Genomic DNA, 24520 nt, shown 5'->3' with positions numbered 1-24520 from the left:
AACGAATGAACTTGGTCCTCAACATCCTGGTCGGCGTGCAGATGCTTGCCGCGCTTGCCATGATCGGCCTGATCCTGGTCCAGCACGGCAAGGGCGCCGACATGGGCGCGGCCTTCGGCAGCGGCAGCGCGGGCAGCCTGTTCGGCGCCAGCGGCAGTGCGAATTTTCTTTCCCGCTCGACGGCAGTTCTCGCCGTCGTGTTCTTTGCCTGCACCCTGGTATTGGCTTATTTCGGGCATGCCCGTCCTCAGGGCGGCGGCACCCTGCTGGAGCGCGCCGCGGTGGGGGCGCCTGTGCCTGCGCCTGCGACGGGTCCGGCTCCGGCCGGCTCTGCAGAAATTCCTGCGGGCAGCGCGCCTTCGGCTCCTGCCACGAGCGCACCCGCGCCGGCCCCAGCCGCGCCTGCCGGGGGTGCCAACCAGATTCCGAACAAGTAATCTGACGAAACTATGCTTGCCGAGTGAAAACGGCAGTATTTCAGGGTAAACTCTAAAGCTGCTCCGGAAAGCCAAAAACCTGCTGAAGGTTCCTCATGCCATCCGGGCAGCAAAAAACCGCGGTCGTGGTGAAATTGGTAGACACGCTATCTTGAGGGGGTAGTGGCGAAAGCTGTGCGAGTTCGAGTCTCGCCGACCGCACCAAATCTCACCGGCAGGAATCCCGCTTCCTGCCGGTGTCAAGCGGTGATAGAGCCTCCTGATGAACCTCGATTCCTACCTCCCCGTCCTGTTGTTCATCTTGGTCGGTGTCGGCGTCGGTGTCGCGCCTCAGGTTCTGGGTTACATCCTCGGCCCCAATCGGCCTGATTCCCAAAAGAATTCCCCCTACGAATGCGGCTTCGAGGCCTTCGAAGACGCTCGGATGAAGTTCGACGTCCGGTACTACCTCGTCGCCATCCTCTTCATCCTCTTCGATCTCGAAATCGCTTTTCTCTTCCCGTGGGCGATCGCGCTCAAGGAGATTGGTGCTGTCGGCTTCTGGGCGATGATGATTTTTCTCGCCATCCTCGTCGTGGGCTTTGTCTACGAGTGGAAAAAGGGCGCGCTCGACTGGGAATGACAAGGAATTCCAAAAATGGCCATTGAAGGCGTCATGAAGGAAGGCTTCGTCACCACGACCTACGACTCGGTGGTGAATTGGGCCAAGACCGGATCTCTGTGGCCCATGACCTTTGGTCTGGCGTGCTGCGCGGTGGAAATGATGCACGCGGGTGCGGCCCGCTACGACATCGATCGCTTCGGCATGCTGTTCCGGCCGAGTCCACGGCAGTCCGACCTGATGATCGTGGCTGGCACGCTGTGCAACAAGATGGCGCCGGCGCTGCGCAAGGTGTACGACCAGATGCCGGAGCCGCGCTGGGTCCTCTCGATGGGCTCGTGCGCCAATGGTGGTGGCTACTACCACTACAGCTATTCGGTCGTGCGCGGATGCGATCGCATCGTGCCGGTTGATGTCTATGTGCCGGGCTGCCCGCCGACCGCCGAAGCCCTTCTGTATGGGGTGATCCAGCTCCAGCAGAAGATCCGGCGCACCAATACGATCGCGCGCGCCTGAAGAGCAAGACGATGACCGACTTTGCCATTTCTCCAGAGGCGCTCCAGACCCAGATCACCGAAACGCTTGGCTCCAAGGCGAAAAGCGTCACGGTCTCGCTCGGCGAGGTGACGGTGGTTGTTGGAGCGTCTGACTACCTTGCCGCGGCCGCGTTGCTGCGTGATGCCCCGGGCTGCCGTTTCGAGCAGCTCATCGACCTGTGCGGCATGGACTACTCCAGCTACCGTGACGGCGAATGGGATGGCGAGCGCTTCTGCGTCGTATCGCATCTGCTGTCCGTGAGCCTCAACCAGCGCGTGCGCCTCAAGGTATTCGTGCCCAACGAGGATCTCCCGGTCGTCGATTCGCTCACCGGCATCTGGAACAGTGCGGGCTGGTTCGAGCGCGAGGCCTTTGATCTCTACGGCATTGTCTTCGAGGGGCATGACGACCTCCGCCGCCTCCTGACGGACTATGGGTTCATCGGCCATCCGTTCCGCAAGGACTTCCCGGTCTCCGGCCACGTCGAGATGCGCTACGACGCGGAGCAGAAGCGCGTGATCTACCAGCCGGTGACCATCGAGCCGCGTGAGATCACGCCGCGGGTCATTCGCGAAGACAACTACGGCGGACTGCACTGATGGCCGAAATCAAGAACTACACGCTCAACTTCGGGCCTCAGCACCCAGCGGCCCATGGTGTGCTGCGCCTCGTGCTCGAGCTGGACGGCGAAGTCATCCAGCGTGCCGATCCCCACATCGGTCTTCTGCACCGCGCAACCGAAAAGCTTGCCGAAACGCGAACCTTCATCCAGTCGCTGCCCTACATGGATCGTCTCGACTACGTGTCGATGATGAGCAACGAGCATGCGTACTGCCTTGCGATCGAGCGGATGCTCGGCCTCGAGGTGCCGATCCGTGCGCAATACATCCGCGTCATGTTTGCGGAAATCACGCGCCTGCTGAACCACCTGCTGTGGCTGGGCGCGCACGGTCTGGATTGCGGTGCGATGAACATGCTCATCTACTGCTTCCGCGAGCGCGAAGACCTGTTCGACCTGTACGAAGCGGTGTCCGGTGCGCGCATGCACGCGGCGTACTTCCGTCCGGGCGGCGTCTATCGCGATCTGCCGGATTCGATGCCGCAGTACAAGGCCAGCAAGATCAAGAACGCGAAGGCGATCGAGAAGCTCAACGAGAACCGTCAGGGCTCGATGCTCGATTTCGTCGACGACTTCTGCAAGCGCTTTCCCAAGATGGTCGACGAGTACGAGACGCTGCTCACCGACAACCGGATCTGGAAGCAGCGCACCGTCGGCATCGGGGTCGTCTCCCCGGAGCGTGCGCTCAATCTCGGCTTCACGGGGCCGATGCTGCGCGGCTCGGGCGTCGAATGGGATCTGCGCAAGAAGCAGCCGTACGACGTGTACGACCGCATGGAATTCGACGTGCCCGTCGGCCGCACCGGCGACTGCTACGACCGCTACCTCGTGCGCGTCGAGGAGATGCGACAGGCCAACCGGATCATCCAGCAGTGTTCCGCATGGCTGCGGGCGAATCCGGGCCCGGTGATCACCGACAACCACAAGGTGGCCGCGCCGGCGCGCGAATCGATGAAAGCGAACATGGAGGAGCTGATCCACCATTTCAAGCTCTTCACGGAAGGTTTCCATGTGCCGGAAGGCGAGGCGTATGCCGCTGTCGAGCACCCGAAGGGCGAGTTCGGCATCTATCTCGTGAGCGACGGCGCGAACAAGCCCTATCGACTCAAGATTCGTGCCCCGGGCTTCCCGCACCTGGCGGCACTCGACGAAATGTCTCGTGGTCACATGATTGCCGACGCCGTCGCCGTGATCGGCACGATGGACATCGTGTTCGGCGAGATTGACAGGTAAGCGAACTCATGACTTCCGACACCACCCACCGCGAACAGGCACCGCTGTCCGAAGCGACGCTTGCCCGCTTTGCACGCGAGGTCGCCAAGTACCCGCCCGCCGGCAAGCAGTCGGCCGTGATGGCCTGCCTGGCGATCGTGCAGCAGGACGACGGCTACATCAGCGAATTGCGCGAGCGTGAGATCGCGGACTACCTCGGCATGGCGCCGATTGCGGTCCACGAAGTCACCACCTTCTACAACATGTACAACCAGCGGCCGGTGGGCGCGTTCAAGCTCAACGTCTGCACCAATCTGCCTTGCCAATTGCGAGACGGCGCGGTCGCGCTCGCGCATCTCGAGAAGAAGCTGGGCATCCAGATGGGCGAGACGACGCCCGACGGCATGTTCACGCTGCAGCAGAGCGAATGCCTCGGCGCCTGCGCCGATTCCCCCGTCATGTTGGTCAACGACCGCACGATGTGCAGCTTTATGAGCAACGAGAAGCTCGACCAGCTGATCGACGGGCTGCGCAATTCTGCGAAGGGAGCGAAGTGATGTCGCCCGAACAAGTGCTGTCGCAGTTCCAGGCGACTGGCGTCCAGACCTGTTTCCACGATCGTCACATCTCGCCGCAGATCTATGCCGGCCTGGATGGCACCAACTGGCGCCTGGCCGACTACGAGGCGCGCGGTGGCTACAAGGCACTGCGCAAGATCCTCACCGAAGGCATGACGCCCGACCAGGTAATCGCCGAAGTCAAGGCGTCCGGCCTTCGCGGACGCGGCGGCGCCGGCTTCCCGACCGGCCTCAAGTGGAGCTTCATGCCCCGGCAGTTCCCGGGCCAGAAGTACCTCGTCTGCAACTCCGACGAGGGCGAGCCCGGGACGTGCAAGGACCGGGACATCCTGCAATTCAATCCGCACATCGTGATCGAGGGCATGGCCATTGCCGCTTACGCGATGGGCATCAGCGTGGGCTACAACTACATCCACGGCGAGATCTTCCAGACCTACGAGCGCTTCGAGGAAGCACTGGAAGAGGCGCGCGCGGCAGGCTATCTCGGCGACGGGATCATGGGCAGCACCTACAACTTCCAGCTGCACGCTGCGCATGGCTTCGGCGCCTACATCTGCGGCGAAGAGACTGCGCTGCTGGAGTCGCTCGAAGGCAAGAAAGGTCAACCCCGCTTCAAGCCGCCATTCCCGGCGAGCTTCGGCCTCTACGGCAAGCCGACCACGATCAACAACACCGAGACCTTCGCGGCAGTGCCGTGGATCATCAACAACGGCGGTGTTGCCTACCTCGAATGCGGCAAGCCGAACAACGGCGGCACCAAGATCTACTCGGTCAGCGGCGACGTCGAACTGCCGGGCAACTACGAAGTGCCGATGGGCACGCCGTTCTCCAAGCTGCTTGAACTTGCGGGCGGTGTCCGCAAGGGCCGCCAGCTCAAGGCGGTGATCCCCGGCGGATCTTCGGCGCCCGTGCTGCCGGCTTCCATCATGATGGAATGCACGATGGACTACGACTCGATCGCCAAGGCGGGCTCGATGCTCGGTTCCGGCGCGGTCATCGTGATGGACGACAGCCGCTCGATGGTCGAGTCGCTCAAGCGCCTCTCGTACTTCTACATGCACGAGTCCTGCGGCCAGTGCACGCCGTGCCGCGAAGGCACCGGCTGGCTTTGGCGCGTGGTGGATCGCATCCACAACGGTCGCGGAAAGCCGACCGACATGGACCTGCTGAATTCCGTCGCCGACAACATCCAGGGCCGCACCATCTGCGCGCTGGGCGACGCAGCGGCCATGCCGGTGCGGGCCATGATCAAGCACTTCCGCCACGAGTTCGAAGCCCTGGTTCCGGGCTACGTCCCGAAGGCTCCCGCCAAGGCCTGAGCGCAAGAAGAACACAACACATATGGTTGAAATCGAACTTGACGGCAAGAAGGTCGAAGTGACCGAAGGCAGCATGGTCATGCATGCGGCCGAAAAGGCGGGCACCTACATCCCGCACTTCTGCTACCACAAGAAGCTCAGCATCGCCGCCAACTGCCGGATGTGCCTGGTCGACGTCGAGAAGGCGCCGAAGCCGATGCCCGCCTGCGCCACGCCGGTGACGCAGGGCATGATCGTCCGCACCAAGAGCGACAAGGCGATCAAGGCCCAGCAGTCGGTGATGGAATTCCTGCTCATCAACCACCCGCTGGATTGCCCGATCTGCGACCAGGGCGGCGAGTGCCAGCTGCAGGATCTCGCCGTCGGCTATGGCGGTTCTTCTTCGCGCTACGAGGAAGAAAAGCGCGTCGTCTTCCATAAGGACGTCGGCCCGCTGATCAGCATGGAAGAAATGAGCCGCTGCATCCACTGCACGCGCTGCGTCCGCTTCGGCCAGGAAGTCGCCGGCGTGATGGAACTGGGCATGTCGAATCGCGGCGAGCACTCCGAGATCGAGACCTTCCTCGGAGATTCGGTGGATTCCGAGCTGTCGGGCAACATGATCGACATCTGCCCGGTGGGCGCGCTCACGAGCAAGCCCTTCCGCTACAGCGCCCGCACCTGGGAGCTGTCGCGCCGCAAGTCGGTGAGCCCGCACGATTCGACGGGTGCCAACCTCATCGTCCAGGTCAAGAACAACCGCGTGATGCGTGTCGTCCCGCTCGAAAACGAAGACGTGAACGAGTGCTGGATCGCCGACCGCGATCGCTTCTCCTATGAGGCACTGAACGGCCCCGAGCGTCTGACGCAGCCGATGCTGAAGCAGGGCGGCCAATGGCAGCAGGTGGACTGGCAGACGGCACTGGAATACGTCGCCAACGGCCTCAAGCAGATCAAGGCCGATCACGGCGCGCAGGCCATCGGTACGCTGGTCAGCCCGCACAGCACGCTCGAGGAACTGCATCTGGCCAAGCTGCTCACGAACGGCCTCGGCAGCGACAACATCGACTACCGCCTGCGCAATGCCGAGTTCTCGGCCGCCGAAGGCGTCCGCTGGCTCGGAACCTCGATCGCCTCGCTGTCGCAACTGCAGCGCGCACTCGTGATCGGCTCCAACCTTCGCAAGGATCACCCGTTGTTCGCCCAGCGGATCCGCCAGGCGGTTCGCAAGGGCGGCGTCCTGAGCGCGGTCACGTCGCAGGCGCTTTTTGCTGACGATGAAGCTTGGGCGATGGCGGTTGGCAACGCTGTTCGCGTGCCGTCCGATCGCTGGGTCGATGTGCTGGCGCAGGTCGCCGCCGCCATCGCCGAAACCAAGGGTGCCGGCGCACCCGTCGCTGCAAACGGTTCTCCGAGCGATGCCGCAAAGGCCATCGCTGCTTCCCTGCTCGATGGCGAACGCAAGGCCATCCTGCTGGGCAACGCGGCAGCCCACCACGCACAGGCAAGCACCTTGCTGTCGCTGGCGAACTGGATCGGCGCGCAAACCGGCGCAACGGTCGGATTCCTGACCGAGGCGGCCAACACGGTCGGTGCGCAGGTCGTGGGCGCGCTGCCCAAGGCGGGCGGACTGAATGCGGGCCAGATGCTGGCCGGCGGACTCAAGGCCGCACTGCTGCTCAACAACGAGCCGGTGTTCGACTCGGCAGCGGGAGAGTCCGCTGTCGAAGGTCTTGCTCACGCACAGATGGTCGTGACGCTGAGCCCGTTCAAGGCCAATCTCGAATTCAGCGACGTGCTGCTGCCGATCGCTCCGTTCACCGAAACGGCGGGCACCTTCGTGAATGCCGAAGGGCGCGCGCAAAGCTTCCACGCGGTGGTGAAGCCGTTGGGCGAGGCACGTCCGGCCTGGAAGGTCCTGCGCGTCCTGGGCAACCTGCTCGGTTTGCCCGGATTTGCATTCGAATCGTCGGCGGATGTCCTTGCCGACATCGGCGCGTCTGCCGAAGCAATTGTGGGCAAGCTGAGCAATGCCGCTCCGGCGTCGGTAACGGCCGGTGCGGCAACGCAGGCCGCGCCTGTGGTGGCAAGCATCTACCAACTCGATTCGATCGTCCGTCGTGCGCCGTCGCTTCAGCTCACGGCTGACGCTCGGCTCGCACAGGCTGCCGTTGCAGAGGAGGTGCTCGCATGATCGACGCACTGCACGGCTTCGGCGCCGGGCTCGTGTCCGCCGGATGGTGGACCGGCCTCCTCTGGCCCATCATCTGGACGCTGATCAAGATCGTCGTGGTCGTCGCGCCGCTGATGGGTGCGGTCGCCTATCTGACGCTGTGGGAACGCAAGGCCATCGGCTTCACGCAGATCCGCATCGGCCCCAACCGGATCGGGCCCCTGGGCCTGCTGCAACCCATCGCCGACGCGCTCAAGCTGCTGACGAAGGAAATCATTCTTCCGACGGTCGCGAACAAGGGCCTGTTCCTGCTGGGCCCGATCATGACCATCATGCCGGCGCTGGCCGCATGGGCCGTGATCCCGTTCGGCCCCGAAGTGGCGCTGGCCGACATCAACGCCGGTCTGCTTTTCGTCATGGCGATCACCTCGCTCGAGGTCTACGGCGTGATCATCGCGGGATGGGCGTCGAATTCGAAGTACGCCTTCCTCGGCGCGCTGCGTGCTTCGGCCCAGATGGTCAGCTACGAAATCGCGATGGGCTTCTGCTTCGTTGTGGTGCTGATGGTGTCGGCCAGCCTCAACATGACCGACATCGTGATGGGGCAGGGCAAGGGCCACTTCGCGTCGATGGGCGTCGGTTTCCTCTCGTGGAACTGGCTGCCGTTGCTGCCGATCTTCGTCGTCTACTTCATCTCGGGTCTGGCCGAGACGAACCGCCATCCCTTCGACGTTGTCGAAGGCGAGTCCGAGATCGTCGCGGGCCACATGATCGAGTACTCGGGCATGAGCTTCGCGATGTTCTTCCTGGCCGAGTACGCCAACATGTGGCTGGTCTCGATCCTTTGCGTGGTCCTGTTCCTGGGAGGCTGGCTGCCGCCGTTCGAGTTCCTCTCGTTCATCCCGGGGTGGATCTGGCTGGGCATCAAGACCTTCTGCGTGGTCACGATGTTCCTGTGGGTTCGTTCGACTTTCCCGCGCTTCCGCTACGACCAGATCATGCGTCTGGGCTGGAAGATCTTCATTCCGGTCACGCTCGTGTGGCTGGTGGTGGTCGGCGCGTGGATGCAGACCCCGTTCAACATCTGGAAGTAACCGCCATGTCTGCGCACACCACCAGCGCGCTTGCGCGCTCATCATCGACGACGGCGCAGCCGTTCTCGCTCAAGGACTTTCTGCGCAGCTTCATGCTGTTCGAATTGTTCAAGGGCTTGGCGATCACCGGAAAGTACGCTTTCAGCCGGAAGATCACTATCCAGTTCCCGGAAGAGAAGACGCCGCTTTCGCCGCGCTTTCGCGGGCTGCACGCACTTCGCCGCTACGAAAACGGCGAAGAGCGCTGCATCGCCTGCAAGCTGTGCGAGGCCGTGTGCCCCGCGCTGGCCATCACGATCGAATCCGACGTGCGTGACGACGGCTCCCGCCGCACCACCCGCTACGACATCGACCTGACCAAGTGCATCTTCTGCGGCTTCTGTGAAGAAAGCTGCCCGGTCGACTCGATCGTGGAAACGCACATCTTCGAATACCACGGGGAAAAGCGCGGCGACCTCTACTTCACCAAGGACATGCTCCTGGCCGTGGGCGACCGCTACGAAAAAGAAATCGCTGCCAACAAGGCGGCAGACGCCAAGTACCGCTAAGCGGTCTGGCCCGAACCTCGCAACGAATTCGACCCATGGACGTCAAGACCGGTCTGTTCTATCTGTTTTCCGCGGTGCTGCTGTTCGCAGGCTTCCGCGTGATCACCGCGCGCAACCCCGTGTATGCCGCGCTCTATCTGGTGCTGGCCTTCTTCCAGGCCTCGGCGATCTGGCTGCTGCTGCGTGCCGAGTTCCTTGCGATCTCGCTCGTGCTCGTCTATGTCGGCGCCGTGATGGTGCTGTTCCTGTTCGTCGTGATGATGCTGGACATCAACGTCGACAGTCTCCGAGAGGGCTTCTGGCGACACTTCCCGCTGGCTGCCGGCGTCGGTGCGCTCATCGCCCTCGAAATGGCGGCAGTCCTCATGGGCGGCTTCCGGTTGGCTGCGCCCAAGAATCCCCTGGCGACCGGTCCCAACACCTCCAACACCCTCGAGCTCGGCAAGCTCCTCTACACAGACTACCTCTATCCGCTGGAAATCGCGGCGGTCATCCTGCTCGTCGCCATGTTTGCGGCCATCGCGCTGACGCTGCGCGCCCGCAAGGACAGCAAGTACGTCAACCCGGCCGACCAGGTCCGGGTGAAGGCGCGCGACCGGGTCCGTATCGTCCAGATGCCGGCGACCCGTGCCGCACAACCCGTCGCCGAAGAACAAGCGGCAGCTGCGGAGACCAAGGCATGACGCTCACGCTCGGACACTTCCTCTCGCTGGGCGCGATGCTGTTCGCGCTTTCCGTGATCGGCATCTTCCTCAACCGGAAGAACCTCATTGTTCTGCTGATGTGCATCGAGCTCATGCTCCTGGCCGTCAACATGAACTTCGTCGCCTTCTCGTATTTCCTCGGCGACATGCACGGCCAGATCTTCGTGTTCTTCATCCTGACGGTCGCCGCGGCCGAATCCGCGATCGGTCTGGCGCTGCTCGTCCTCCTGTTCCGCAACAGGTCGAACATCAACGTCGACGAACTCAACGCGCTCAAGGGTTAAGGATCATCATGAGCGCAACACTTTCTGCATCCTCGCTGCTGGCCGTCCCGCTGGCTCCTCTGGTTGGCGCCGTCGTCGCGGGCCTTTTCGGCACGAAGTTCGGCGGCAACCATATCGGCCGCCGCGTCACGCATTCGCTGACCATCCTCGGCGTGCTGGTGGCCTTCGTCATCTCCGCAATGACCCTCAAGAGCGTGGTCGCCGACGGCGCCCGCTTCAACGAGACGATCTACGAGTGGATGACGGTCGGCGGCCTGAAGATGGAGATCGGTTTCCTGATCGACGGACTCACCGCCATGATGATGTGCGTCGTGACCTTCGTGTCGCTGATGGTTCACATCTACACCATCGGCTACATGGAGGAGGACGAAGGCTACAACCGCTTCTTCGCCTACATTTCGCTCTTCACCTTTTCGATGTTGATGCTCGTGATGAGCAACAACATGCTCCAGCTCTTCTTCGGGTGGGAAGCGGTGGGCCTGGTGTCCTACCTGCTGATCGGGTTCTGGTTCAACAGGCCGACGGCGATCTTCGCGAACATGAAGGCCTTCCTGGTCAACCGCGTGGGCGACTTCGGCTTCATCCTCGGCATCGGCCTGCTGGCCGCGTATGCCGGAACGCTGAACTATGGCGAAACCTTCGCCAAAGCCGACGAACTGGCGAAGCTCGCCTTCCCGGGGACCGAGTGGATGCTCATCACGGTGATCTGCATCTGCCTGTTCATCGGCGCCATGGGCAAGAGCGCGCAGTTCCCGTTGCACGTCTGGCTGCCCGATTCGATGGAAGGCCCGACCCCGATCTCCGCGCTGATTCACGCGGCGACGATGGTGACCGCCGGCATCTTCATGGTGGCGCGGATGTCGCCGCTGTTCGAACTGAGCGACACGGCCTTGAGCTTCATCCTCGTGATCGGCGCGATCACGGCGCTGTTCATGGGCTTCCTCGGCATCATCCAGAACGACATCAAGCGCGTGGTGGCCTATTCGACGCTCTCGCAGCTCGGATACATGACGGTCGCGCTCGGCGCGTCGGCCTACTCCGCCGCCGTGTTCCATCTGATGACGCACGCCTTCTTCAAGGCGCTGCTCTTCCTCGGTGCGGGCTCGGTGATCATCGGCATGCATCACAACCAGGACATCCGTTGGATGGGCGGCGTGCGCAAGTACATGCCGATCACCTGGATCACGTCGCTCGTCGGTTCGCTTGCCCTGATCGGCACGCCATTGTTCGCGGGCTTCTATTCCAAGGACACCATCATCGAGGCGGTCCACGAAAGCCACCTGTGGGGCTCCGGCTTTGCGTATTTCGCGGTCCTCGCCGGTGTGTTCGTCACGGCCTTCTACTCGTTCCGCATGTACTTCCTGGTGTTCCACGGCAAGGAGCGCTTCGACCAGAACCCGGACGCCCATCATCACGCCGCCGATGCAGAGCCGGATCACGGCCATCACGACGATCATTCCACGCCGCACGAATCTCCGTGGGTGGTGTGGCTGCCGCTGGTGCTGCTGGCCATTCCGTCTGTCGTCATCGGCTTCATGACGATCCAGCCGATGCTGTATGGCGACTTCTTCAGCGGCGCGATCTTCATCGACGAGGCCAAGCACGAGGCCATGAAGGAGCTGGCCGAGGGATTCCACGGCCCGGTGGCAATGGCAATCCACGGCCTGACAGCCGCGCCGTTCTGGCTCGCGCTCGCTGGCGTGGTGTTGTCCTGGTACATGTATCTCGTCAACCCGGCCCTGCCGGCGGCGATCAAGCGTGCCTGCGGCCCGATCTACCGCCTGCTCGACAACAAGTACTACATGGACTGGTTCAACGAGAACGTCATCGCCCGCGCCACCCGTGCCTTGGGCACCGGTCTCTGGAAGGGTGGTGACCAGGGCCTCATCGACGGTGCCATCGTCAATGGCTCGTGGAAGCTCGTCGGCCGCATCGCCGGTGCCGTGCGCTGGGTCCAGTCGGGCTACATCTATCACTACGCATTCGCGATGCTGCTGGGCATCTTCGTGCTGATGTCGTACTTCGTCTGGTTTAAACGGTAAGCGGCTCTCGCTGGAGAAAAACAAAAATGGGTCTGTTGAGCCTTGCCATCTGGATGCCGATCATCATCGGTGCCGTGCTACTGGCCTTCGGTCGTGACAGTCAGGCGCCGATGGTGCGCTGGATCGCACTCGTCGGTTCGATTGCGAGCTTCCTGGTCACGCTGCCGCTCTACGCGCGCTTCGATACCGGCACCGCCGCAATGCAGTTCGTCGAGAAGACGAGCTGGATCGAACGCTTCAACATCAACTACCACATCGGCCTCGACGGCATCTCGTTCTGGCTGGTGCTGCTGACGGCGTTCATCACGGTCGTCGTGGTGATCTCGGCGTGGGAGGTGATCACCGAGCGCGTCAACCAGTACATGGGCGCGTTCCTGATCCTGTCCGGCCTCATGATCGGCACGTTCTCCGCGCTCGACGGGATCCTCTTCTACACCTTCTTCGAAGCCACGCTGATCCCGATGTACCTGATCATCGGTATCTGGGGCGGTCCGAACAAGATCTATGCGGCCTTCAAGTTCTTCATCTACACGCTGCTCGGCTCGCTGCTGACGCTGGTCGCGCTGATCTACCTGTACAACAAGTCCGGTGGCAGCTTCGACATCCTGACCTGGCACAAGTTGCCCCTGGAGCGGAGTACGCAGAGCTTCCTGTTCTTCGCCTTCCTCGCGGCCTTCGCGGTGAAGGTTCCGATGTGGCCGGTCCACACGTGGTTGCCGGACGTGCACGTCGAGGCGCCGACGGGTGGTTCCGCGGTGCTGGCGGCGATCATGCTGAAGCTCGGTGCTTACGGCTTCCTGCGTTTCTCGATGCCGATCGCGCCCGATGCCTCTCACGAGTGGGCCTGGCTCATGATCGCGTTGTCGCTGATCGCCGTGATCTACGTGGGTCTGGTCGCGCTGGTCCAGCAGGACATGAAGAAGCTGGTCGCCTATTCTTCGGTGGCCCACATGGGCTTCGTGACGCTCGGCTTCTTCATCTTCAACGAGCTCGGTGTCTCGGGCGGCATCGTCCAGATGATTTCCCACGGATTCGTGTCGGGCGCGATGTTCCTTTGCATCGGCGTGCTGTACGACCGCGTGCATTCCCGCGAGATCGCCGATTACGGCGGCGTGGTCAACACGATGCCCAAGTTCGCCGCGTTCGCGCTGCTGTTCGCGATGGCCAACTGCGGCCTGCCCGGAACGGCCGGCTTCGTCGGCGAGTGGATGGTGATCATCGGCGCGGTCAAGTCGAACTTCTGGCTCGGCCTTGGCGCTGCGACCGCGCTGATCTTCGGTGCTGCCTACACGCTGTGGATGTACAAGCGCGTCTACCTCGGCGCGCCCGGCAACGACCACGTGAAGGAACTGAGCGACATCGGCTCGCGCGAATTCCTCATGCTGGCGTTGCTGGCGATCGCGGTGCTCTGGATGGGCATCTATCCCAAGCCTTTCACCGATGTGATGAACACGTCCGTGGCCGAGTTGCTGCGCCATGTGGCGGTTTCCAAGCTGCCCTAAATCCACGCTGAACAAGAGAACGAGATGATTGACAAACTCAGCTGGATGGCGATCTACCCAGAGGCGGCGCTGCTCATCATGGCATGCGTGATCGCGCTGTTGGATCTGTCCACCACCAGTCCCCGCCGTACGGCCACCTATGTGCTGACGCTGCTGACGCTGGCCGTGATCGCGGTGCTCACCGGATTCAATGCGGCCGCCGGCAAGACCATCTACGGCTTCGGCGGGATGGTCGTGAGCGATCCGATGGGCAACTGGCTCAAGTGCTTCGCCACGCTGGCGCTGATGGTCACGCTGGTCTATGGCCGGCCTTACGCCGCCGATCGCGGGATGCTGCGGGGCGGTGAGATGTTCACCATGAGCATGCTGGCCCTGCTCGGTATGTTCGTGATGATGTCGGGCAGCAACTTCCTGGTGCTCTACCTCGGGCTCGAGCTGCTGACGCTGTCGAGCTACGCGCTGGTCGCGCTGCGCCGCGACAACGCCCTGGCGAGCGAAGCGGCGATGAAGTATTTCGTCCTCGGCGCGATGGCCAGCGGCTTCCTGCTCTACGGCCTCTCGATGATGTACGGTGCGACCGGCTCGCTCGACATCAACGAAGTCTTCAAGGCCATCGCGAGCCGCCAGGTCAATCATCAGGTGCTGGTGTTCGGCCTGGTCTTCATCGTCGCCGGCCTCGCGTTCAAGGTCGGTGCGGCGCCGTTCCACATGTGGGTGCCGGACGTCTACCAGGGCGCCCCGACGGCGATCACCTTGCTGATCGGCGCAGCCCCCGAACTCGCGGCCTTCGCGATCATCATCCGCCTGCTGGTGGAAGGACTGCTTCCGCTCGCCATCGACTGGCAGCAGATGCTGACCCTGTTGGCGATCGCGTCGCTGCTGGTCGGCAATCTCGCGGCCATCGCGCAGACGAACCTCAAGCGGATGCTGGCCTATTCGACCATCGCGCAGATGGGCTTCATGCTGCTCGGTCTGGTCGCCGGCGTGGTGAACGGCAACACGTACAACGCGCAGTTCGCCTACAGCGCCGCGATGTTCTACATCGTGACCTATGTGCTCACCACGCTCGCGAGCTTCGGGATCATCCTGCTGCTGGCGCGCGAGGGCTTCGAGAGCGAGGAAATCACCGACCTGGCAGGCCTCAACCAGCGCAGCCCGCTGTACGCCGGCGTGATGGCGATCGCCATGTTCTCGCTGGCAGGCGTGCCGCCGCTGGTCGGTTTCTACGCCAAGTTCGCGGTGCTCCAGGCCCTGATCGCGTCCGGTCAGGCGATGCACATCGCGTTGGCCGTTTTCGCGGTGGTGATGTCGCTGATCGGCGCGTTCTACTACCTGCGCGTGGTCAAGGTCATGTACTTCGATGCGCCGCTGACCGCGACGACCGTGGCGGCACCGCCCGATGTCCGGGCCGTGCTGACCGTCAACGGCGCGCTGATCCTGATCCTGGGAATCCTGCCCGGCAGCCTGATGACGCTTTGCGCGCAGGCGATCGTGGCGACGCTGGCGAGCTGATTCGGCTCCGTGTCGCAAAGCGCCTCGGTCTGGGTGGTGCTGCTGCTTGCGCTGCTGGCAGCCAACTTCCCGTTCTTCACGGAGCGCATACTGGGGCTCGTGGCGCCGCCCGGCGCGACCAAGTCGCTGGCGATCCGTGTCGGTGAACTGGTGCTGCTGTACTTCGTCGTCGGCGGCATCGGTTTGCTGTTCGAGCGCCGCGTCGGGCAGATTGCGCCGCAGGGATGGGAGTTCTACGCCGTCACGGCCGCGCTGTTCGTCGTTCTGGCGTTCCCGGGATTCACGTGGCGCTACCTGCTGAAGCATCGGTGAGGGAAATCGCAATGAACGCCGCCCGGCCGCCCGAAGGCGGTCGCTCCGCAGTGCGAGGCACGGAGGTTATCCAATGAGTTCCAAGACCCCCGACGGCGTTGATACGCACCTGCGGGAAGAGTGCACGGCCAGCGAGTTGTTGTTCCAGGGGAACTTCCTTCGCGCCAAGCGGGATACCGTCAAGCTGCCGGATGGCCACACTGCGACGCGCGAATACATCGTTCACCCGGGCGCGGTCGTGGTGGTGCCTTTGCTGGACGATGGGCGCCTCGTGCTCGAGCGCCAGTACCGCTACCCGATCGGCCATGTGATGACCGAATTCCCCGCCGGAAAGCTCGATGCCGGCGAGGATCCCCTGTTGTGCGGCCAGCGCGAACTCCTCGAGGAGACCGGCTACACCGCGCGCGAATGGGCGTACGCTGGTGCCATGCACCTCGCCGTCGCCTATTCGACGGAAATCATCCACATCTACTTCGCGCGCGGCCTTTCGCTTGGCACCCGCCAGCTCGATCACGGCGAGTTCCTCGACGTGATCACCGCGACGCCGCAGGAGGTGCTTGCCTGGTGCCGCGACGGGATCGTGACCGACGCCAAGTCGCAGACCTGCTCGCTGTGGCTGCAGAACGTCCTTTCCGGCGCATGGGTGCTCGACTGGCGATCGCCCGCGCCGTTCGGCACGGCGGGATAATGGGTGCATGAAGGTCCTCAATCTCCAATGTGCACACGGGCACGGCTTCGAGGGATGGTTCGCATCCCACGAGGAGTTCGAGGGCCAGCTCTCGAGGGGGCTGGTCGAGTGCCCCCTGTGTGGAGACAGCAAGATCACGAAGCTGCTGGCCGCACCTCGGCTGAATCTGGGCAGCAACAAGCCGGCTGAGCCTCCAGCGCCGCCCGCTGAAGCCGATTCGCCGGAGGGCCGTTGGCTTCAGGCCGTGCGAAAGGTGATCGCGCAAACCGAAGACGTCGGCGATCGCTTCGCCGACGAGGCGCGCAAGATGCACTACGGGGAGGCGCAAGAGCGCGGCATCCGCGGCCAGACCACGCGCGAGCAGGCTCAAAGCCTGGTCGACGAGGGCATCCCGGTGTTCTCGCTGCCCTTGCCGCCGGCGCTCAAGGAAACCTTGCAGTAACGACGCCCGCGGGCTGGTGCCGCCCGCGCCTGCGCACTCTTCAGGCCACGAATTGCAGCGCCGCGAGGCGGGCGTAGACGCCGTTGCGCGCCACCAGGCTCGAATGCGTCCCTTGCTCGACGATGCCGCCGTGGTCGAGCACCACGATACGGTCGGCCTTCTGCACTGTCGCGAGACGGTGCGCGATCACGATCGTGGTGCGTCCGGACATCGCCGATTCAAGTGCCGCCTGCACCATGCGCTCGCTCTCGGCGTCGAGTGCGCTGGTGGCCTCATCGAGAAGCAGCAGCGGTGGATTCTTCAGCATGGCGCGCGCGATCGCGATGCGTTGGCGCTGGCCACCGGAAAGGCGCACGCCGCGCTCGCCCAGGAAGGTGTCGTATCCCTCCGGCAGGGCGCGCAGGAAGTCGTCAGCGAAGGCGGCCCTGGCCGCGGCCCGGACCTCTTCGGCCGTTGCATCCGGCCGGCCGTAGCGGATGTTCTCGAAGGCGGTCGCCGAGAAGATGATCGCGTCCTGCGGGACCAGACCGATCCGCTCGCGCAGCGCGTTCAGCGACACCGCGCCGAGCGGCGCATCGTCGAGCGAGATGCCACCCGACTGCGGGTCGTAATAGCGCAAGAGCAACTGGAAGACCGTGCTCTTGCCAGCCCCGCTCGAGCCGACCAGCGCCACGGTTTCGCCCGGCGTGATCGCGAGATCGAAATCGCGCAGCGCCGGAACGCCGGGCCGGGAAGGGTAGTGGAAGGTCACCGAGTCGAATCGGACCGAGCTTCCCCCGGCGGGCACAGGCGCATCGATGGGCGCGGCGGGCGATTCGATCACCGACCTGGCGTGGAGCAGTTCCATCAACCTCTCGGTCGCACCGGCCGCGCGCAGCAGATCCCCGTAGACCTCGCCGAGCACTGCCGCGGCACTCGCAAGGATGATGACGTAGACCACGGTCTGTCCCAGGTGGCCGGCCGTGATGTCGCCGTGCAGCACCGCCTGCGTGCCCTGGTAGAGCCCCCAGAGCAGTGCCGCAGAGGTGGCGATGATGATGAATGCGACGAGGATCGAGCGCGCTTTCGTGCGCCGCACGGCGGTGTGGAAGGCGCTGTCGGTCGACGCGTCGAAGCGGGCCGATTCGCGCGCTTCCGCGGTGTAGCTCTGGACGACCGGGATGGCGTTGAGCACTTCGGCAGCGATGGCGCTCGAGTCCGCCACGCGATCCTGGCTGGCACGCGACAGCTTGCGCACGCGCCGGCCGAACCACATGCTCGGCAGCACCACCAGCACGAGGATGCCGAGCACCTGGACCATCACATAGGGATTGGTCCAGATCAGCATGGCGAGCGCCCCCACGCCCATCACCGCATTGCGCAGACCCATGCTGAGCGACGAGCCCACGACGGTCTGGACGAGCGTCGTGTCGGCGGTCAGTCGCGAAAGCACCTCGCCCGTCTGCGTGGTTTCGAAGAAGACCGGGCTCTGGCGCAGCACGTGTGCGTAGACGGCGTTGCGCAGGTCCGCCGTGACGCGCTCGCCGAGCCAGCTGACGGTGTAGAAGCGCGCCGCTGAGAAAAGCCCGAGTGCCACCGCGACACCGAAGAGGGCGACGAAATGGTCCCGCAACGCCATCGTCTGTTCGCCCTTGTCGCTGGAGACGAGGCCTCCGTCGATGAGGCTGCGCAGCGCGATCGGGAAGATCAGCGTCGTGACGGCGGCAAGCACCAGAAAAACCCCGGCCAGGATGATCTGCGTGCGGTAGGGCCGAAGAAAGGGCGCCAGCCCGGACAAGGACTTCGGAGAGCCTTTGCCGGGCCGGTTGGAAGCGGAGGAAGCCATGGCCCGATTCTAGCTAACGCTTGCCCACTCAAAGGTCGCCTTGACAATAATTGCCTCGGCAACTAATATCCGCTACATGCCCGAATCCAAGAGCTCCGAGTACACGCTGGCTGAGTCGCCTCCCGGTGAACCGCGTGCCGTCAAGGCGTTCTACAAGGCCGAGAACTACCGTTCCGAGGAGAGCATCGGCTACCTGATGCGGCGCATCATGACGGCGGTCGGCCAGTCCGTGGAATCGCTGATGTGCGAACCTGGCAGCCCCACCTACCCGCAATGGGTGCCGCTGCACAAGCTTCACATGGGTCAGGCCACGACCGTGGCCGAACTCGCGCGCGAGTGCGAACTCGACACCGGCGCCATGACCCGCCTGCTGGATCGTCTGGAGGCCAAGGGCCTCTGCCGACGCGTCCGCTCGGTGTCCGACCGCCGTGTGGTCAACATCGAACTCACCGACGAAGGCCGTGCTGCCGCCAAACAAGTACCGCATCTGCTCTGCCGCGTGCAGAACGAGCACCTCGCCGGTTTCTCCGACGAGGAATGGGAGCAGCTCAAGAGCTATCTGCGGCGCATTCTTGATAACGCACAGGCCATCTCGGCCCGCAAAGAAAAAAATGACTCCTCTTCTTCCTGAAGGCACCTTGCGCCGAGCCACCGCAGTCGCGACCGCCGTGTTCGCGCTGGCGCTGGCCGGTTGTGCCGACATGGGCGGCATTTCGTCGCAGGCCAAGCTGCGCGATGCCGATTCGCTCGGTCTGACGGCCCCGGCATCGACGACTGCTGCGGCGCCCGCCGCGGCCGTGGCGGCTCTGGACAGTCAATGGTGGCTGGCCTTCGGCGATGCCCAGCTCAACGGGCTGATCGCACAGTCGCTGGAAGGAAATCCGAATCTGCAAGTCGCCCGTGCACGCCTCGCGCGTGCGCAGTCCGCGGTTTCGGTGGCCCAGTCCTACGACAAGCCGCAGCTCAACGGTGCGCTCGATCTCACTCGCGAGAAGTTCTCTGCCAACTACATCTACCCGTCTCCGCTGGGTGGCTCGATCCAGGAAGCGGGAACCTTGCAATTCAATGGAAGCTGGGAGCTCGACTTCTTCGGCAAGAACCGCACCGCGATCGAGGCCGCCATCGGCAGCGCCAACGCCGCCGCCGCGGATGCCGATGCGTCGCGTGTGCTGCTCGCGAGCAATGTCGCGCGCGGCTACGTGCAGTGGGCACGCCTGCAGGATCGCCTTGCGGTGGCCAACCGCACGCTCGCGCAGCGCGAAGAGACCTTCAAGCTCGTGCGGGACCGCGTCTCCGCCGGCCTCGACACCCGTCTGCAGTTGAAGCAGAGCGAGGGCGGCCTGCCCGAGGCGCGCCAGCAGATCGAATCGCTCAAGGAACAGATCGAGATCGCCCAGCATGCGCTCGATGCGCTGGTTGCCAAGCCGGGCGTGACGCAGGGGCTGACGGCGCCGGTGCTCGCCAACATGAAACCGATCGCGCTGCAGTCGACGATCCCGGCCGATCTGCTGGGCCGCCGCGCCGACATCGCGGCCGCGCGCTGGCGCGTGGAGGCTGCCACGAGCGACGTGGCGAACGCCAAGACCCTGTTCTATCCCAACGTCAACCTGGTGGCCTTCGCCGGCTTCCAGAGCATCGGATTCGACAACCTGCTGAAGTCCGGCAGCCAGCAATGGGGCGTGGGTCCCGCCGTGCGCCTGCCGATCTTCGAGGGCGGCCGTCTGCGTGCCAATCTGCGGGGCAAGTCGGCCGATCTCGACGCCGCGATCGAAAGCTACAACGCGACCGTGATCGATGCCGTCCGCGACGTTGCGGACCAGATTTCCAGCGTGCAGTCGGTCGCGCGACAGCAGGTGCAGCAGCGAGAGGCGCAGGATGCCGCCGAAGCGGCCTACGACATCGCGGTGCAGCGCTACGGCGCCGGCCTTGGCAACTTCCTCGATGTGCTCTCGGCCGAAGTCACCGTGCTGGGACAGCGCCGCGACAGCGTGGATCTCGCCGCGCGCGCCCTCGATTCGCAGGTCGGCCTGGCCCGTGCACTGGGCGGCGGCTGGCAGCCTGACGACGCAAAGACCGCTGCGGCCGGCTCCGCCACCGCGCACAACTGAACAAACGTTTCGTACCCGAAAGACATCGTCATGGAAAACAACAACGCCGCCAACCCCGCCGCTCCGGCCGGAGCCGCAGCAGAAGCGCAGGGCTCCAACAACAAGCGTCGCCGCGCGCTTACCGCGCTGGCCGCTGCCGTCGTGGTCGTGGGCGGCGGGTGGGGCGCGTATGAATGGCTGGTCGCCAGCCGCTACGAGTCGACCGACAACGCCTATGTGCAGGGCAACGTGATCCAGATCACGCCGCAGATCGGCGGCACCGTGATGGCGATCAATGCCGATGACACGGATTTCGTGAAGGCCGGCCAACCGCTGGTGCAACTCGATCCGTCCGACGCCCGCGTGGCGCTCGACCAGGCGGAAGCGGCACTGGCCCAGGCGGTCCGGCAGGTCCGCACGCTGTACGTCAACAACGCCTCGCTCGCGGCGCAGGTCTCCCTGAAGCAGGCCGACATCGTCCGGGCGCAGAGCGACATCGCCCGCGCCCAGGACGACCTGAAGCGCCGCCAGGCGCTCGCGGGCGGCGGCGCCGTGTCGAAGGAAGAGCTCAACCATTCCGAAACCGCGTTGGCCAACGCCAAGAGCGCGCTGGCTGCCGCGCAGGCAGGCGCGCTCGCCGCGAGGGAGCAACTGTCGAGCAACCAGTCGCTCACCGAAGGCACGAGCGTCGAGCAGCACCCGAGCGTGCAGGCAGCCGCCGCCAAGGTGCGCGAGGCCTTCCTCTCGACGCAGCGCGTCGGGATGCCCGCGCCGGTCGACGGCTACGTCGCCAAGCGCACCGTGCAGCTCGGCCAGCGCGTCACCGCCGGCACGCCGATGATGTCGATCGTTCCGCTCAACCAGCTCTGGGTCGACGCCAACTTCAAGGAAGTGCAGCTGCGCAACATCCGTATCGGCCAGCCGGTGAAGCTCACCGCAGACCTGTACGGCAAGAAGGTCGAGTACACCGGCCATGTGCAGGGCCTCGGCGTCGGCACCGGCGCGGCCTTTGCGCTGCTGCCCGCGCAGAACGCGACCGGCAACTGGATCAAGGTGGTGCAGCGCGTGCCGGTCCGTATTGCGCTCGACTCCGAGCAGCTCAAGGCGAACCCGCTGCGCGTCGGCCTGTCGATGGACGCCGAGATCGACGTGCGCGACAAGGGCGGCAAGATGCTCGCCGACGCACCGCGCGGCGAGGCAGCGGCGGCGCAGACGCAGGTCTACAGCCAGCTCGAGCGCGGCGCCGATGCCGAAGTGCAGCGCATCATCGCCGCGAACCTCGGCCACGAAGCCCCGCAGAAGGCGCCGGCTTCGAACGGCACCAAGTCGGCGACGCCGTCCGCATCGGTGGCCCAGCCGGGCTGATCGAGCGAGGTTCGCGCCATGTCGAACGCCGCTGCACTGCAGCCGCCTCCGCCTCTCGAAGGTTCCGCACGCCTGTGGGGAACCATCGCGCTGTCGGCCGCGACCTTCATGAACGTGCTCGACACCTCCATCGCGAACGTGTCGCTGCCGGCGATCTCCGGCGACCTCGGCGTGAGTTCGACGCAGGGCACGTGGGTCATCACGAGCTTCGCGGTGGCCAACGCCATCGCGGTGCCGCTCACGGGCTGGCTCACGCAGCGCTTCGGGCAGGTGCGCCTGTTCATGGCGAGCGTGCTGCTGTTCATCATCAGCTCGTGGTTGTGCGGTCTCGCGCCCAACATGACGATGCTGATTGCCTTCCGCGCACTGCAGGGCTTCGTCGCGGGGCCGATGATCCCGTTGTCGCAGACGCTGCTGCTGTCGAGCTATCCGCGCGCCAAGGCGGGCCTGGCGATGGCCATGTGGTCGATGACCACGCTGGTCGCGCCGGTGATGGGGCCGCTGCTCGGCGGCTGGATCACCGACAACATCTCCTGGCCGTGGATCTTCTACATCAACATCCCCGTGGGTCTTCTGGCGGCCGGGATCACCTGGGGCATCTACCACAAGCGCGAGAGTCAGACGCGCAAGGTGCCGATCGACGGCATCGGGCTCGCGCTGCTGGTGCTGTGGGTCGGATCGCTTCAGCTCATGCTCGACAAGGGCAAGGAGCTCGACTGGTTCCACTCGGCCCAGATCGTGACGCTCGCGGTGGTGGCGGTGGTGGGCTTCGCCTTCTTCCTGGTCTGGGAACTCACCGACAAGCATCCGGTGGTCGACCTGTCGCTCTTCAAGCGTCGCAACTTCTGGTCGGGTGCGTTCGCGACCGCGGTGGCCTACGGGCTCTTCTTCGGCAACGTGGTGATCCTGCCGCTGTGGTTGCAGCAGTACATGGGCTACACCGCCACGCAGGCCGGGATGATCATGGCGCCGGTGGGCCTGCTGGCGATCTTCTTCTCGCCGATCGTGGGCATGACGGTGGGGAGGGTCGATCCGCGGCGCTATGCGACCTTCTCGTTCCTGGTCTTCGCGCTGGTGCTGTGGATGCGCTCCAACTTCAACACCCAGGCGGATTTCTGGACGATCATGATCCCGACGGTCATCCAGGGCGTGGCGATGGCGTTCTTCTTCATCCCGCTGGTGACGATCACGCTGTCGGGCCTCACGCCGGACCGCATCCCGGCCGCGTCGGGCCTGTCGAACTTCCTGCGCATCACGGCGGGTGCCATCGGCACCTCGACCGCCACCACGCTGTGGGAGAACAGGGCGACGCTGCATCACGCGCAATTGGTCGAAGCGATCAACCAGGGCAGTTCGGCCGCGAGCGGCGCGATGGCCAACCTCGGCGGCGCCGGCTTCTCCACCGAACAGGTGCTCGGACAGATCAATCGCCTCGTCGACCAGCAGGCCTTCATGCTGGCGTCGAGCGACGTGTTCTACGGCTCCGCCATCCTGTTCCTGCTGCTGATCCCGCTGGTGTGGCTTGCGCGCCCAGCGCGCGGAGGCGGTTCGTCCGACGCCGCCGCAGGCGCGCATTAGAGCCCACCCCCAGGCTTCGCGCACTTCGTGTCGCTGCGCCAACCCCCTTGCAGGGGGCAACACCAGCGGCCCGGCAGAGCCGGTTCCGCGGTGTTTCGCGAAGGGGGCGCGCTTTGCGGGGCCAGCCGCTTGCGGCTGGGTTGAGTGCCGCAGCGCAGCATAGGCATTTGCCCCAGTAGGCAGGTTTGTTACGCCTGCGAACAATGCGTTCCGCACGGCCATAGTGGCCATGCACAAACATGGATCGCATGACCGACTTCTTCTGCCAGCTCATGGGTGACCGCGCGAGATGACCGACATCATTCTCGAAACACGCCAGCTCACCAAGGAATTCAAGGGCTTTACCGCAGTCAGCAAGGTTGATCTGTCGGTCGTTCGTGGGTCGATCCACGCGCTGATCGGGCCCAACGGCGCGGGCAAGACGACCTGTTTCAACCTGCTCACCAAGTTCCTCGAGCCGACCTCGGGCACGATCCTGTTCAACGGCGCGGACATCACCAGCGAGCGGCCGGCGCAGATCGCGCGGCGCGGCATCATCCGCTCGTTCCAGATCTCCGCCGTGTTTCCGCACCTGACGCTGCTCGAGAACGTGCGCCTCGGGCTGCAGCGTTCGCTCGGCACCTCGTATCACTTCTGGAAGAGCGAGAAATCGCTGACGCCGCTCAATGCACGCGCGCGCGAACTGCTCGCGCAGGTCGGCCTCGAAAATCTTGCCGATGAGCTCACCGTGAACCTGCCCTACGGGCGCAAGCGCGCGCTCGAGATCGCGACCACGCTCGCGATGGAGCCCGAACTCATGCTGCTCGACGAGCCCACGCAGGGCATGGGCCACGAGGACGTGCACCGCGTTGCCGAACTCATCAAGCGTGTGTCGGCCGGCCGCACGATCCTGATGGTCGAGCACAACATGAGCGTGGTCTCGACCATCGCCGACACCATCACCGTGCTGCAGCGCGGCGCGGTGCTCGCCGAAGGTCCGTATGCGGTGGTCTCGAAGAACCCGCAGGTCATGGAAGCCTACATGGGCACCACCGAAGGCCAACTCCAAGGAGCCCACTGAATGACCCCCGAGCTTCTCACTT

General features: G+C 64.3%; 24 protein-coding genes and 1 tRNA gene. 24 read left to right on the top strand and 1 reads right to left on the bottom strand.

Features of this window, described 5'->3' with window-relative positions:
- Window positions 1-5 precede the first annotated feature (5 nt).
- From secG to WKW77_RS15395, 19 genes are all read left to right on the top strand, one after another.
- Window positions 6-437: a preprotein translocase subunit SecG gene (gene secG / locus WKW77_RS15485; RefSeq protein ID WP_340357745.1), complete on the top strand. Its 432-nt coding sequence runs from the start codon at window positions 6-8 to the stop codon at window positions 435-437.
- 119 nt (window positions 438-556) lie between these two features.
- Window positions 557-641, top strand: a tRNA-Leu gene (locus tag WKW77_RS15480).
- A gap of 58 nt (window positions 642-699) precedes the next feature.
- Window positions 700-1059, top strand: coding sequence for an NADH-quinone oxidoreductase subunit A (locus WKW77_RS15475; protein WP_340357744.1), 360 nt, complete (start codon window positions 700-702; stop codon window positions 1057-1059).
- A gap of 15 nt (window positions 1060-1074) precedes the next feature.
- Window positions 1075-1554, top strand: a complete 480-nt coding sequence (locus WKW77_RS15470; RefSeq protein WP_012748606.1) for a NuoB/complex I 20 kDa subunit family protein — start codon at window positions 1075-1077, stop codon at window positions 1552-1554.
- Between the two features lie 11 nt (window positions 1555-1565).
- Window positions 1566-2174: an NADH-quinone oxidoreductase subunit C gene (locus WKW77_RS15465; RefSeq protein ID WP_340357743.1), complete on the top strand. Its 609-nt coding sequence runs from the start codon at window positions 1566-1568 to the stop codon at window positions 2172-2174.
- Entirely contained in the window at window positions 2174-3427 is a 1254-nt protein-coding gene (locus tag WKW77_RS15460) for an NADH-quinone oxidoreductase subunit D (protein ID WP_340357742.1), read from the top strand. Before WKW77_RS15465 ends, WKW77_RS15460 begins: the two co-directional genes overlap by 1 nt.
- Window positions 3428-3435: 8 nt before the next feature.
- Complete coding sequence (locus tag WKW77_RS15455; protein WP_340357741.1) at window positions 3436-3963, top strand: NADH-quinone oxidoreductase subunit NuoE family protein; 528 nt, start codon at window positions 3436-3438, stop codon at window positions 3961-3963.
- Complete coding sequence (nuoF, locus tag WKW77_RS15450; RefSeq protein ID WP_340357740.1) at window positions 3963-5303, top strand: NADH-quinone oxidoreductase subunit NuoF; 1341 nt, start codon at window positions 3963-3965, stop codon at window positions 5301-5303. Before WKW77_RS15455 ends, nuoF begins: the two co-directional genes overlap by 1 nt.
- A gap of 22 nt (window positions 5304-5325) precedes the next feature.
- Complete coding sequence (gene nuoG / locus WKW77_RS15445) at window positions 5326-7476, top strand: NADH-quinone oxidoreductase subunit NuoG (RefSeq protein WP_340357739.1); 2151 nt, start codon at window positions 5326-5328, stop codon at window positions 7474-7476.
- The gene (gene nuoH, locus WKW77_RS15440) at window positions 7473-8549 is read left to right on the top strand and encodes an NADH-quinone oxidoreductase subunit NuoH (protein WP_340357738.1); all 1077 of its coding nucleotides are present in this window, start codon (window positions 7473-7475) and stop codon (window positions 8547-8549) included. Before nuoG ends, nuoH begins: the two co-directional genes overlap by 4 nt.
- Before the next feature lie 5 nt (window positions 8550-8554).
- Window positions 8555-9097 (top strand): NADH-quinone oxidoreductase subunit NuoI, encoded by a 543-nt coding sequence (gene nuoI / locus WKW77_RS15435; RefSeq protein WP_340357737.1) that lies wholly within the window; start codon window positions 8555-8557, stop codon window positions 9095-9097.
- A gap of 35 nt (window positions 9098-9132) precedes the next feature.
- On the top strand, window positions 9133-9780 hold the full coding sequence (locus WKW77_RS15430) for an NADH-quinone oxidoreductase subunit J (protein WP_340357736.1): 648 nt from the start codon (window positions 9133-9135) through the stop codon (window positions 9778-9780).
- Window positions 9777-10085 carry an NADH-quinone oxidoreductase subunit NuoK gene (gene nuoK, locus WKW77_RS15425; RefSeq protein WP_088956248.1) on the top strand — a complete coding sequence of 103 codons (309 nt, stop codon included), beginning with the start codon at window positions 9777-9779 and terminating at the stop codon, window positions 10083-10085. Before WKW77_RS15430 ends, nuoK begins: the two co-directional genes overlap by 4 nt.
- Window positions 10086-10093: 8 nt before the next feature.
- On the top strand, window positions 10094-12127 hold the full coding sequence (gene nuoL, locus WKW77_RS15420) for an NADH-quinone oxidoreductase subunit L (RefSeq protein WP_340357735.1): 2034 nt from the start codon (window positions 10094-10096) through the stop codon (window positions 12125-12127).
- 26 nt (window positions 12128-12153) lie between these two features.
- Window positions 12154-13629: an NADH-quinone oxidoreductase subunit M gene (locus WKW77_RS15415; RefSeq protein ID WP_340357734.1), complete on the top strand. Its 1476-nt coding sequence runs from the start codon at window positions 12154-12156 to the stop codon at window positions 13627-13629.
- Window positions 13630-13653: 24 nt separating this feature from the next.
- Window positions 13654-15141, top strand: coding sequence for an NADH-quinone oxidoreductase subunit NuoN (nuoN, locus tag WKW77_RS15410; RefSeq protein WP_340357733.1), 1488 nt, complete (start codon window positions 13654-13656; stop codon window positions 15139-15141).
- Window positions 15142-15150: 9 nt separating this feature from the next.
- Window positions 15151-15453, top strand: a complete 303-nt coding sequence (locus tag WKW77_RS15405) for a DUF2818 family protein (RefSeq protein ID WP_340357732.1) — start codon at window positions 15151-15153, stop codon at window positions 15451-15453.
- 73 nt (window positions 15454-15526) lie between these two features.
- Window positions 15527-16141 carry an NUDIX domain-containing protein gene (locus WKW77_RS15400; RefSeq protein ID WP_340357731.1) on the top strand — a complete coding sequence of 205 codons (615 nt, stop codon included), beginning with the start codon at window positions 15527-15529 and terminating at the stop codon, window positions 16139-16141.
- 7 nt (window positions 16142-16148) lie between these two features.
- Window positions 16149-16583 (top strand): DUF1178 family protein, encoded by a 435-nt coding sequence (locus WKW77_RS15395; protein ID WP_340357730.1) that lies wholly within the window; start codon window positions 16149-16151, stop codon window positions 16581-16583.
- A 40-nt stretch (window positions 16584-16623) separates the two neighbouring features.
- Here the strand turns inward: WKW77_RS15395 and WKW77_RS15390 are convergent, their stop codons facing one another.
- Window positions 16624-18408, bottom strand: coding sequence for an ABC transporter transmembrane domain-containing protein (locus tag WKW77_RS15390; RefSeq protein WP_340357729.1), 1785 nt, complete (start codon window positions 18406-18408; stop codon window positions 16624-16626).
- A gap of 76 nt (window positions 18409-18484) precedes the next feature.
- On the opposite strand from WKW77_RS15390, the gene WKW77_RS15385 reads away from it, so the two are divergent.
- The 5 genes from WKW77_RS15385 to WKW77_RS15365 all read left to right on the top strand — a co-directional run bounded on the left by WKW77_RS15385 (window position 18485) and on the right by WKW77_RS15365 (window position 24498).
- Entirely contained in the window at window positions 18485-19039 is a 555-nt protein-coding gene (locus WKW77_RS15385; protein WP_340357728.1) for a MarR family winged helix-turn-helix transcriptional regulator, read from the top strand.
- Entirely contained in the window at window positions 19020-20516 is a 1497-nt protein-coding gene (locus WKW77_RS15380; RefSeq protein WP_340357727.1) for an efflux transporter outer membrane subunit, read from the top strand. The genes WKW77_RS15385 and WKW77_RS15380 overlap by 20 nt, the downstream gene beginning before the upstream one ends.
- A 30-nt stretch (window positions 20517-20546) precedes the next feature.
- Window positions 20547-21860, top strand: coding sequence for an efflux RND transporter periplasmic adaptor subunit (locus WKW77_RS15375; protein ID WP_340357726.1), 1314 nt, complete (start codon window positions 20547-20549; stop codon window positions 21858-21860).
- A gap of 18 nt (window positions 21861-21878) precedes the next feature.
- The gene (locus tag WKW77_RS15370) at window positions 21879-23438 is read left to right on the top strand and encodes a DHA2 family efflux MFS transporter permease subunit (protein ID WP_340357725.1); all 1560 of its coding nucleotides are present in this window, start codon (window positions 21879-21881) and stop codon (window positions 23436-23438) included.
- Window positions 23439-23727: 289 nt separating this feature from the next.
- A complete protein-coding gene (locus WKW77_RS15365) occupies window positions 23728-24498 on the top strand; it encodes an ABC transporter ATP-binding protein (protein ID WP_340357724.1) in 771 nt (256 codons plus the stop codon).
- Window positions 24499-24520 lie beyond the last annotated feature (22 nt).

Source organism: Variovorax ureilyticus, from assembly GCF_037889935.1.
Classification (GTDB): domain Bacteria; phylum Pseudomonadota; class Gammaproteobacteria; order Burkholderiales; family Burkholderiaceae_C; genus Variovorax; species Variovorax ureilyticus.
Note: the sequence above shows the minus strand (reverse complement) of the source record. Positions and strands in the feature narration are given on the sequence as shown.

What these genes read in the sequence shown, in the direction of transcription:
- WKW77_RS15370 (WP_340357725.1), top strand. Translation starts at nt 21,879, where the DNA reads ATGTCGAACGCCGCTGCACTGCAGCCGCCTCCGCCTCTCGAAGGTTCC.
- WKW77_RS15390 (WP_340357729.1), bottom strand. Translation starts at nt 18,408, where the DNA reads ATGGCTTCCTCCGCTTCCAACCGGCCCGGCAAAGGCTCTCCGAAGTCC.
- WKW77_RS15475 (WP_340357744.1), top strand. Translation starts at nt 700, where the DNA reads ATGAACCTCGATTCCTACCTCCCCGTCCTGTTGTTCATCTTGGTCGGT.
- WKW77_RS15395 (WP_340357730.1), top strand. Translation starts at nt 16,149, where the DNA reads ATGAAGGTCCTCAATCTCCAATGTGCACACGGGCACGGCTTCGAGGGA.
- WKW77_RS15460 (WP_340357742.1), top strand. Translation starts at nt 2,174, where the DNA reads ATGGCCGAAATCAAGAACTACACGCTCAACTTCGGGCCTCAGCACCCA.
- WKW77_RS15365 (WP_340357724.1), top strand. Translation starts at nt 23,728, where the DNA reads ATGACCGACATCATTCTCGAAACACGCCAGCTCACCAAGGAATTCAAG.
- nuoL (WP_340357735.1), top strand. Translation starts at nt 10,094, where the DNA reads ATGAGCGCAACACTTTCTGCATCCTCGCTGCTGGCCGTCCCGCTGGCT.
- WKW77_RS15430 (WP_340357736.1), top strand. Translation starts at nt 9,133, where the DNA reads ATGGACGTCAAGACCGGTCTGTTCTATCTGTTTTCCGCGGTGCTGCTG.
- WKW77_RS15465 (WP_340357743.1), top strand. Translation starts at nt 1,566, where the DNA reads ATGACCGACTTTGCCATTTCTCCAGAGGCGCTCCAGACCCAGATCACC.
- WKW77_RS15400 (WP_340357731.1), top strand. Translation starts at nt 15,527, where the DNA reads ATGAGTTCCAAGACCCCCGACGGCGTTGATACGCACCTGCGGGAAGAG.
- nuoG (WP_340357739.1), top strand. Translation starts at nt 5,326, where the DNA reads ATGGTTGAAATCGAACTTGACGGCAAGAAGGTCGAAGTGACCGAAGGC.
- nuoI (WP_340357737.1), top strand. Translation starts at nt 8,555, where the DNA reads ATGTCTGCGCACACCACCAGCGCGCTTGCGCGCTCATCATCGACGACG.
- nuoF (WP_340357740.1), top strand. Translation starts at nt 3,963, where the DNA reads ATGTCGCCCGAACAAGTGCTGTCGCAGTTCCAGGCGACTGGCGTCCAG.
- nuoH (WP_340357738.1), top strand. Translation starts at nt 7,473, where the DNA reads ATGATCGACGCACTGCACGGCTTCGGCGCCGGGCTCGTGTCCGCCGGA.
- WKW77_RS15455 (WP_340357741.1), top strand. Translation starts at nt 3,436, where the DNA reads ATGACTTCCGACACCACCCACCGCGAACAGGCACCGCTGTCCGAAGCG.
- WKW77_RS15375 (WP_340357726.1), top strand. Translation starts at nt 20,547, where the DNA reads ATGGAAAACAACAACGCCGCCAACCCCGCCGCTCCGGCCGGAGCCGCA.
- secG (WP_340357745.1), top strand. Translation starts at nt 6, where the DNA reads ATGAACTTGGTCCTCAACATCCTGGTCGGCGTGCAGATGCTTGCCGCG.
- nuoN (WP_340357733.1), top strand. Translation starts at nt 13,654, where the DNA reads ATGATTGACAAACTCAGCTGGATGGCGATCTACCCAGAGGCGGCGCTG.
- WKW77_RS15385 (WP_340357728.1), top strand. Translation starts at nt 18,485, where the DNA reads ATGCCCGAATCCAAGAGCTCCGAGTACACGCTGGCTGAGTCGCCTCCC.
- WKW77_RS15415 (WP_340357734.1), top strand. Translation starts at nt 12,154, where the DNA reads ATGGGTCTGTTGAGCCTTGCCATCTGGATGCCGATCATCATCGGTGCC.
- nuoK (WP_088956248.1), top strand. Translation starts at nt 9,777, where the DNA reads ATGACGCTCACGCTCGGACACTTCCTCTCGCTGGGCGCGATGCTGTTC.
- WKW77_RS15380 (WP_340357727.1), top strand. Translation starts at nt 19,020, where the DNA reads ATGACTCCTCTTCTTCCTGAAGGCACCTTGCGCCGAGCCACCGCAGTC.
- WKW77_RS15470 (WP_012748606.1), top strand. Translation starts at nt 1,075, where the DNA reads ATGGCCATTGAAGGCGTCATGAAGGAAGGCTTCGTCACCACGACCTAC.